We start from the raw sequence: 8,724 nt of genomic DNA, 5'->3' as shown, positions 1-8,724 counted from the left end.
AGCCGTTGCTGCCATCAAGAGATGAAAGGTTAAGGCTAGCGTTAAAACCACTACTGCTACCAAAAACTACGTAGCTTGACCCTGCAATAAATGTTCCGTTGGGGTCGGCACGTGTTGCCCCAATAATCAAGTCATCGATGCCGTCGCCGTTGATGTCCCCCGCACTGCTAACAGATCTGCCTGAGGAGTCACCGCTATTAATACCGTTAATTACAAAGCCGTTGCTGCCATCCAGGTCAGAGAGGTCGAGACCCGCACCAAAGCCACTGTTGCGACCAAACACCACGTAGCTTGACCCTGCCTGAAACTGACCGTTGGGGGAGGCACTTGATGCCCCGATAATCAAGTCATCGAAGCCGTCACTGTTGATATCTCCCGCACTGCTGACGGAGGTGCCTAACCTGTCACCGTTATTAATGCGGTTAATCACAAAACCTTCACTACCATCAAGAGATGAAAGGTTAAGGCTAGCGTTAAAACCACTGCTGCGGCCAAAGACCACGTAGCTTGACTCTGCACCATACAGACTGTAGGAGGAGGCCCTTGATGCCCCGATAATCAAGTCATCGAAGCCATCACCGTTGATATCCCCCGCACTGCTGACGGAGTAGCCTGAGCTGTCACCGCTATTAATGCCGTTAATTACAAAGCCGTTGCTGCCATCGAGAAATGAAAGGTTAAGGCTAGCGTTAAAACCACTACTGCTACCAAAGACTACGTAGCTTGACCCTGCACTAGACTGACCGTTGGGGTCGGTATAAGGTGCCCCGATAATCACATCATCAATGCCGTCGCCGTTGATATCCCCCGCACTGCTGACGGAGCCGCCTGAGAAGTCAAATTCATTAATGCCGTTAATTACAAAGCCGTTACTGCCGTTGAGGTCAGATAGATTTAAAATTGCATTAGCCATTGTTTTTGATTCTCCTTTGTTAGTAGTCAGTGGTCAGTTGTTAGTTGTTTTTGCTAGTGAAATTTCACGTCTCTCATCCCACCGTCACCATTCGCCGAATTTCATCACTCTTGAAGCCGATCGCCATTGGGCGACGCACCCCAGGCAGTGCCACCACGTCGTATAATTCCAGTACCGCCCCCTCCATTCGCACTGAATGCACAATATCCCCACTTCTCAGGTCAATCACCAGTAGCCCACAGCGAGGTTCAGCGTTTTTTTGTTGTAACTTCTCATCTAGTGGCAAACCACTAAAAGTTTTGTTGTGCCTTGGCTGAGAAATTCCCACTACAGCAAAGTCGCCATGAAAGGCTAATCCACGCATATATCCCGGACAAAAAGCCACAGGTTCAAAGCTGCCTCGTTCCAAGTCTACGTAGCCAAAATCTCCTGTCCCAGAGTTGAGTAACCACAACTTATCTCGATACCACCGAGGGGAATGAGGCATAGAAAGCCCCTTCAGTACTATCTCGTTACTCTCCACATCAATGACGCAACCACCATCAGCCCGCCTGTCCCGCCATCCTTCTGCCACATCTGATTGACTAACAGCAGTAACATACCTGGGTTGACCATCTCGTATTGCCAACCCGTTGAGATGACACCTGTCTTCTGCTGCCAATTTACTAATAAATGGCGGTTGCCATAGAGGGATAAAACTATGGGTTTGACTAACTCTGGCTAAACAGCTAAATAAGGTATTGACAAATATTAAATTCAGTGCATCGTTATTTGCTTGAGAATTACTTAAGGCGATATCGTGGATGTCTAAGTCTCCCGTTACATAACTCACCTGGGGCAGATACACAGCATCGTAATTGTCGTGGACTTGTCCTGTTTGTAGGATGTTTTCAAAGCGCCACAGTTGATAAAGAGAACTCATATACAAGCTGCTACCTTTTGCATACAAACCCATGCAGCGTTCAAAGGTGCGCTCGAATATAGATAATTTACCGTTAGGTTGCAAACCGATAAAAAATAATTTACCTGCTTGATAAGTGGTAAACGCCAGACTGAGATTTTGCTCGAACAGCCAGGGAGTAAACTGGCGGGAAGCATTGATTTCTAAGGAAGGAACCACAGCCTTGCTCGATACAGACACTGAGTGTTGATCGCTAGGGGTACGTGAAGAGTCCACCAAAGTAACTATTTAATTAACTGGTCTCAGTGTTTACCCTATAACATATTTGCTGTTCAGATGTATAATGTTTGTGAAATTTTCAACTCACGCATCTAACTCACTTACTAAGTCAGTAGTGATAGTATTTAAAACCCCTTGTTTTTGCCCATCATGAGCAAGACTCGAAATATATCGTTGTTCTTCTAAAGCTTGTATAACCTTGGTAATGCTTGATTCAATACTTTCGTATTGAGTATGACAAATAATTTCTGGATTTAAAGGCTCTTCATAAGGGCTATCAATCCCTGTAAAGTCTTTGATTTTTCCAGTTTTTGCTAATGCATATAGCCCTTTGACATCCCGTTGAGAGCAAGTCTCTAATGATGCCTTGACATAAACCTCTACAAAACTTTGTGACATTTGTCGAACTTCGTCTCGAATTTCTCTGTAAGGACTAATTGCCGCTACAATTGCAATCACCTGATTCCGGCTCAGTAAACTCGCGACAAATCCAATGCGCCGGATGTTTGTATCTCGGTCTTGTTTGCTAAACCCTAATTCTTGAGAAAGGTGAGTGCGAACCACATCCCCATCTAAAATTTCTACACGATAACCTCTTGCCTTCAACACCGATGCCACACCTTTTGAGATTGTGGTCTTACCTGCGCCAGATAATCCTGTAAACCACAAGGTAAATCCGGAGTAGTTCATGATGCTCGCCTGAGTTAACTCTTCATTTATGTAAACTTTAAGGCAACTTTTGACGCGATCGCTACTTAAAGTAGGGTCTAATGAACATTATTTCCTAGTTTACTGGTATCAGATAATTTACCTTCTATTTCTGACAGTTGCACTGCACCAGAGAAATTTGGACTATTAATTACAAAAAAAGGTGTGCCAGCAATTCCCAATTTTTTAGCTAGTTGGATATCTTGCTCAATAGCAGTATTGGCAATTAGGCGATCGCTTTTAAATTTTTCTAAGTCTAAATTGAGTTTTTTAGCAATATCTAAATACAAAACTTCACCAAGTTGCTTTTGATTTGTAAACAATGCATCTTCATACTCCCAAAATTTACCCTGCTGATTGGCAGCCCAAGCTGCTTGGGCTGCTGGCATAGCTTCAGCATGAATAGGTGTTAAGGGGAAATGTTTATAAACCAATGTCAAATCATTTTGATGTTTTGCTAGCAACTGCTTGAGTGTTTTATGGGCTTCAGCACAGTAGGGACATTGAAAATCAGAAAACTCTACCAGCACAGTTTTTGCTTGAGGCGAACCAGCAGTAGGAGAATCACCAATTACTGCTTGAGGATTAATGTTGAAATCTTGTAAAAATACCTGTCGTGCTTGCTTTAATTTATCTTGCTGTTGCTGTTGATATGTTTGAACAGATTCGATTAATACCTCTGGGTGTTCGCGGATAATTTGTAAGACTTGTTGCTCTAGTTTGGGATTAATTTGGTTAGCGGCTTGTGCAGGAAGCGACCAAGTTAATACTAAACAAACTAAACTTAGTATTATCGAGGTACGTAGGTATTGCAATAATTGGCGCATAGCAAAATACTTGATAAATTCAGTATTTTCTTAGTATTGCCTGAGATGTGTAAAAGCGATCGCACTTGAAAAAGAAATTCCATAAAAAGGGGCATTGGGTATTAATGACTCTTCTCCATCCCCAATGCCCAACTTTCTAAGATTCTCGTCCCGATGCCCAGGTATCACGCCATTTGACTGTACCTTCTTTAGCAATTACCCAGCGGCGGTTAACGAGATTTTCACGCAGGGGCGATCGCCCTTCTCGCCACATGGCATACTTATAACTAATCAGCTTGCCAGTACTCTCGTTAAAAGGAATTTCGGCAGACCAAGTATTAGTGTTGATGTATTCTAGAGGATAAGCCTTGCTGATATCCCAGTTACCTAGTTCTGGGCAATCTCCAGTCACAACAATAATTTCGCCTGGTTGAGTTTGCACGCCGTTGAGTTGTACGCGTACAATTGTTTCTGCTTTAATTCTTTCGCCAACGTGACTAAAAACAAGGACTCCACGTTCTTCGAGTACTAAATCATAAATCTTGCCGTCTTTGACTTCGTATTTATTACGAGTTACTACACAGGTATGTTCACCATCGGGTAATTCTGTTTCTACTTCTGGTAAAGTAACTTCTCCTCCCCGGTTGAGGCCTACAAAACATAGAGAGTCACGATAGCGGCGCACGTAACAGTAAATGTCGGGGGTGAGATATTTTGACCAGTGACTACCCATTGATACAGCGGGATTTAATCGCCGTAATCCAGACAGTAGCCTAAGATAACGATAAATTTCAGTATCGGTATCCCAATTTTCCATCATTGGGCGGTTATATGGATCATTGCCGCCATCGGTATCGTTATGCAGATATTGTTCTGTACCGTAATAAATGCAAGGAATACCGCGACATGTCATAATTAAGGCGATCGCTACCCTCAGCATGGCTGGATCAGGATTTAGCGATTGAAAGCGGGGCATATCGTGGTTATCGATGAAGGTAACTAATTCTGTCGCCCCACTGTAGCGATGATCTTGATCAAAAATATATTGAATTGTTTGAAATCCGTTTTCTGAACCTTGACCCAGTGCTGCCCTAATGGCTACGCACAGTCCAAAGTCTAACATAGTCATGCCTGAGTAGTTGGCAAATTCAATTGAGCGATCGTCACCAGGATGACTATAAATCCATTCACCAAAAATAAACACATCTGGCTTGTGATTGCTCATATCGCCAGTAAATTCTTGCCAAAACCAGATAGGCATGTGCTTGACAGTGTCCACCCGTAGTGCATCAACACCCCGGTCTAGCCATTGTTTAATTGCTGATTTGATATACTCTCGATATTCAGTATTATTTTCATTAAAAGTTGCTAGGCCTGCTAGTTCACAGTTCTGTACTTGCCATTCGTCTTCCCAATTTTGCACTTCTCCATAATGGTGATACCAATTATTCACGTCATTATTGAAGTCGGCAATTTTGACACCATCATCATACAATTCACCTTTACTGCCGCTAGTATCAGGGGTACTATGGTTACAGACAATATCTAGCACCAACTTCATATTGCGTTTGTGTAGTTCCGTAACTAAGCGATCAAAGGTTGTATTTTTTGCTTCTTGGGTGTTGTTTAAAGAAGGATCTTCTCCTTGTGCAATATAGCGAGGATTTATCCGTTTAAAATCTTTTGTCCAATAACCGTGGATAGCTGCATTACCAACAAACAACTCTTCAACCTGCTCAAACAATGGAGTTAACCAAACAGCGGTTACTCCCATATTTTTGAGATAGTCTAATTTATCGATGACACCTTGTAAGTCTCCACCCCAGTACTTACCCCAATCTTGTCCAGTGGGATCGTACAGTTCTGAGTTAGAACCTTCACTATTATCTGGATCACCATCATAAAAGCGATCAACTACAAGAAAGTAAAGTGTTTCTTGACGAAATTCAATATCTCTGGTGTAAAGAAATTCTAGGTCTATCTCTGTATCTGGTGATGGCGTTTGTATTAAAGCTTCTACTTTTGTTTTGGCAGAATCTACTTTGTATTGATCTGGCGAAAACTGGGATGGGGGGGTGCTGACCATAAAAAATGCACAATTTCATGGAGTTTAAGTTTGCACAGCCGTAAACATAGCGTTTTTAAATGTTATGTGCGTTAGCAAACTAAAATATTATGCCATCCTTCCTTTGGTATAAGTATCTATCCTTAGCTAGTTTATAGTTATACCTAAAGATATAATTCAGTAGTAATAGGATAAAAACGAAATATTAAGCTGATATAGCAATCCTATTGATTTGCAAACATCGAGAGGCTCAGATCCCCGACTTCTTCAAGAAGTCGGGGATCTTGTTGTTCGCAACTCATTTAGGACTGCTATATGTATTTAATGATTGTTCTCTGTGGGACGCTGCATAAACGAGATAATCTTTCGTAAATTGGTGATAAATTTATTTATTTAACAATACGTTTTAAATCTTGTAAAACTGCGGTGGATGATTGATAGCGATCACTAAAATGATAACGTACCATTTTATCCAAAATCACTGCTAATTCTTCACTAATTGATGTTGTTTCTCGCCAGATGATATTACCTGTTTCTGAATCTGGATGCAGTTCTTGGGGAGGTATGCCAGTGACAGCTTGAATGCCCATCATTCCCAAAGCGTAAATATCACTCGATAGACGAGGATGACCAGCCATTTGTTCTGGTGGTGCATAACCCCGTGTCCCGATAGCTACTGTTGCTAATTCTGTTTGATCACTTGTGGGTGGTTGCATCAATTTGACTGCACCAAAGTCAATTAATACTAGTCGATGATTTTGGGTAGATCTAATAATATTAGTTGGTTTGATATCCCGATGAATTACTCGATGTTCATGCACAAAAACGAGAATTTCTAATACACCTTTGAGCATGTCAATCACAAATGATTCACTTTTCAGACCCTGTACAGGTGGTAATTCTTCACCCAAAGTATGTCCAGAAATATATTCTTGCACTAAATAAAATTCTTGATGATCTTCAAAATAAGCCAGAAGTGCAGGAATTTGTTCATGTTTACCCAAAGCTTCTAAAATTTCCGCTTCTGTATTAAACAATCTTCTAGCAACTTGTAAAAATCTGGGATCTCGGCGTGCTGGCATTAACTGTTTAACTACACAACTAGGATTACCTGGTCGCTGAGTATCTTTTGCTAAATATGTGCGACCAAATCCACCAGCAGCCAAAACTTGGGAAATTTGGTAACGTCCACCCAAAAGTAAATCACCAGTTCTTTTTTCTGGTGCTGTCAATGCAGAATTGTCATGAACATGCAGGTCACGAATTGTAGTACTGTCTGCGGTAGTTGTAGTTTCTTTTAAAAGGATATTTAACTGTTCAATCGCTGCTTTTTGTTGTTCAACTTGCAGAATAATTACTTGAGTTTGCTGCTGGGTTTGATATGTGGTGTAAGCCATAACACTAACACCACTAATCACTAAAGCAATAGCTGGGGGGATGAGTGGTATCCACCCGGCTAGGAGAAACAAACCAACACATATCCCCACTAAGCTAGCTAGAGTTATACTGCCAACTACTAGCAATAACAAAGGATGTCGAAACCGCCATCCCAAAATACTACCCACTATTGACCAACTCCATACCCACACTAATTCAGCCCAGTCCGGCCAGTACCAAAGTTGGGGTCGTCCATCTATGACTGTACTAAGAAGTTGACTAGCTATCTGTGCATGGATTAACACAGCTGGTGTTCTAGCTGGTTGCTCTGGTGAAGCGCTATAAGGTGTATATAATCCAGGATGTAAACTGGCAGCTGTTATGCCAATAATTACTAGCCGATCTTTCACCCAATTGGGGTTGAGTTGATTGCTTAGAACTTGTGTGAGAGTGACTTGCTGAGCTAGGCGATCGCTTTGGCGATAATTTAATAGTATTTGATAACCAGCAGCATCTAAACCCTTGTAGCTGCCGGAATTTGTTTTGAGAGTTGGGAAATTAATTTTACCTACATAGAAATTGTCTGTATCGGGAAAATCTATTTCTAAACCTTGTTTTTCTAAATAACTAACTGCTGCTAAAGCTGCAAATGAAAATGAGGTTGTACATTTGTTATCTGTAGAGTGGGCAAATAATAAACCACGGCGAACAATTTGGTCTTCATGGTTATCAGGAATTAAATCGCTATAGCCTATATTGTCTTGATTAAAATTAGGCGGCGGTGGAACTTCTGATCTGCCGATACTGCTTAACAAACAGGTGCTAATGATATTTTTTTGATTTTTTAAATCTGCTGCCAAATTTTTTTGTTCTGGTCTATAAAGATTTAGAGCAATAATACGCGGCTGATAAGACTCTAATTTTAATAGTAGTTGATTAATTGTGGCATCTGGCAGAGGCCACTTCTGGCGCGCTAGATCCTCTTCAGTAATAGTTACTAGTAAAATCCGGGGGTCAGGTGGCTCTATAGGACGCGATCGCAGCATTTGATCATAAGCTTTTAACTCCCAAGACTGCAACTCTTTCAGTTCTCGAACTCCCCATATCAAGGTAGTGACACCTAAACTTGTAAATAGAATAATTTGCCACCAATTTTTATTGGCAGGGCTATCACCATAACCTTGATATTTTGCCAACGCGGCTCGGAGTTTTTCTAATATTCCACTAATCACAGCATTGTAGCGGTAGCCTAAATTTTAATTGTTAATTGTATTGGGCAATAGACAATAGGCAATAGGCAATAGGCAATAGCAAGAGTTATTTAGTTATTTCTCCTCTGCTCCTCTGCTCCCCTGCTCTTCTTCCCCTACTCCCCACTTTCTAATTTCTGTTGAGTATTTTCGGCAGGATTAGCTATTTGAAAAGAAATCGAGTTAGGCGATTGAGTTAGCGAATCTAACTGGGGTTGTTCGAGTGATGCGTCAATAATAGTTGGATCACTTAAATAAGAGCCAATAATTTTGTCATAGTTAGAAGCAACGGCTAAAAAAGCCCCACCTAAAATATAAATAGGCAATGGCAGTGCGAATTCTTGTAACCAGTCAAACAGTTCTGCCAAAGCAAACAGCACTACAAAGCAGGCAAGCCAAACCTTCATTTTTTCATCTCCTGCGTG

7 protein-coding genes are annotated in these 8,724 nt (G+C 41.4%); all 7 read right to left on the bottom strand.

Annotation, left to right across the window (positions count from 1 at the left end; all coding sequences use genetic code 11):
* The coding region (locus tag I8751_RS29800) for an integrin alpha (protein WP_404800446.1) at positions 1-778 on the bottom strand (778 nt) is incomplete at its 3' end.
* 208 nt (positions 779-986) lie between these two features.
* A complete protein-coding gene (locus I8751_RS21145; RefSeq protein ID WP_318780353.1) occupies positions 987-2,054 on the bottom strand; it encodes a TIGR03032 family protein in 1,068 nt (355 codons plus the stop codon).
* A 123-nt stretch (positions 2,055-2,177) separates the two neighbouring features.
* On the bottom strand, positions 2,178-2,783 hold the full coding sequence (cysC, locus tag I8751_RS21140; RefSeq protein WP_214441072.1) for an adenylyl-sulfate kinase: 606 nt from the start codon (positions 2,781-2,783) through the stop codon (positions 2,178-2,180).
* Positions 2,784-2,860: 77 nt separating this feature from the next.
* The gene (locus I8751_RS21135) at positions 2,861-3,628 is read right to left on the bottom strand and encodes a DsbA family protein (RefSeq protein WP_214441071.1); all 768 of its coding nucleotides are present in this window, start codon (positions 3,626-3,628) and stop codon (positions 2,861-2,863) included.
* A 136-nt stretch (positions 3,629-3,764) separates the two neighbouring features.
* Entirely contained in the window at positions 3,765-5,693 is a 1,929-nt protein-coding gene (locus I8751_RS21130) for an alpha-amylase family glycosyl hydrolase (RefSeq protein ID WP_214441070.1), read from the bottom strand.
* A gap of 368 nt (positions 5,694-6,061) precedes the next feature.
* Entirely contained in the window at positions 6,062-8,281 is a 2,220-nt protein-coding gene (locus tag I8751_RS21125; RefSeq protein WP_214441069.1) for a CHASE2 domain-containing protein, read from the bottom strand.
* A gap of 134 nt (positions 8,282-8,415) precedes the next feature.
* Entirely contained in the window at positions 8,416-8,706 is a 291-nt protein-coding gene (locus tag I8751_RS21120; protein WP_214441068.1) for a hypothetical protein, read from the bottom strand.
* Positions 8,707-8,724 lie beyond the last annotated feature (18 nt).

This window comes from Atlanticothrix silvestris CENA357 (assembly GCF_016056295.1).
In the GTDB taxonomy this organism is placed as follows: Bacteria; Cyanobacteriota; Cyanobacteriia; order Cyanobacteriales; family Nostocaceae; genus Atlanticothrix; species Atlanticothrix silvestris.
The sequence above is the reverse complement of the archived record's forward strand: the minus strand, read 5'-3'. Positions and strand labels throughout refer to the sequence as shown.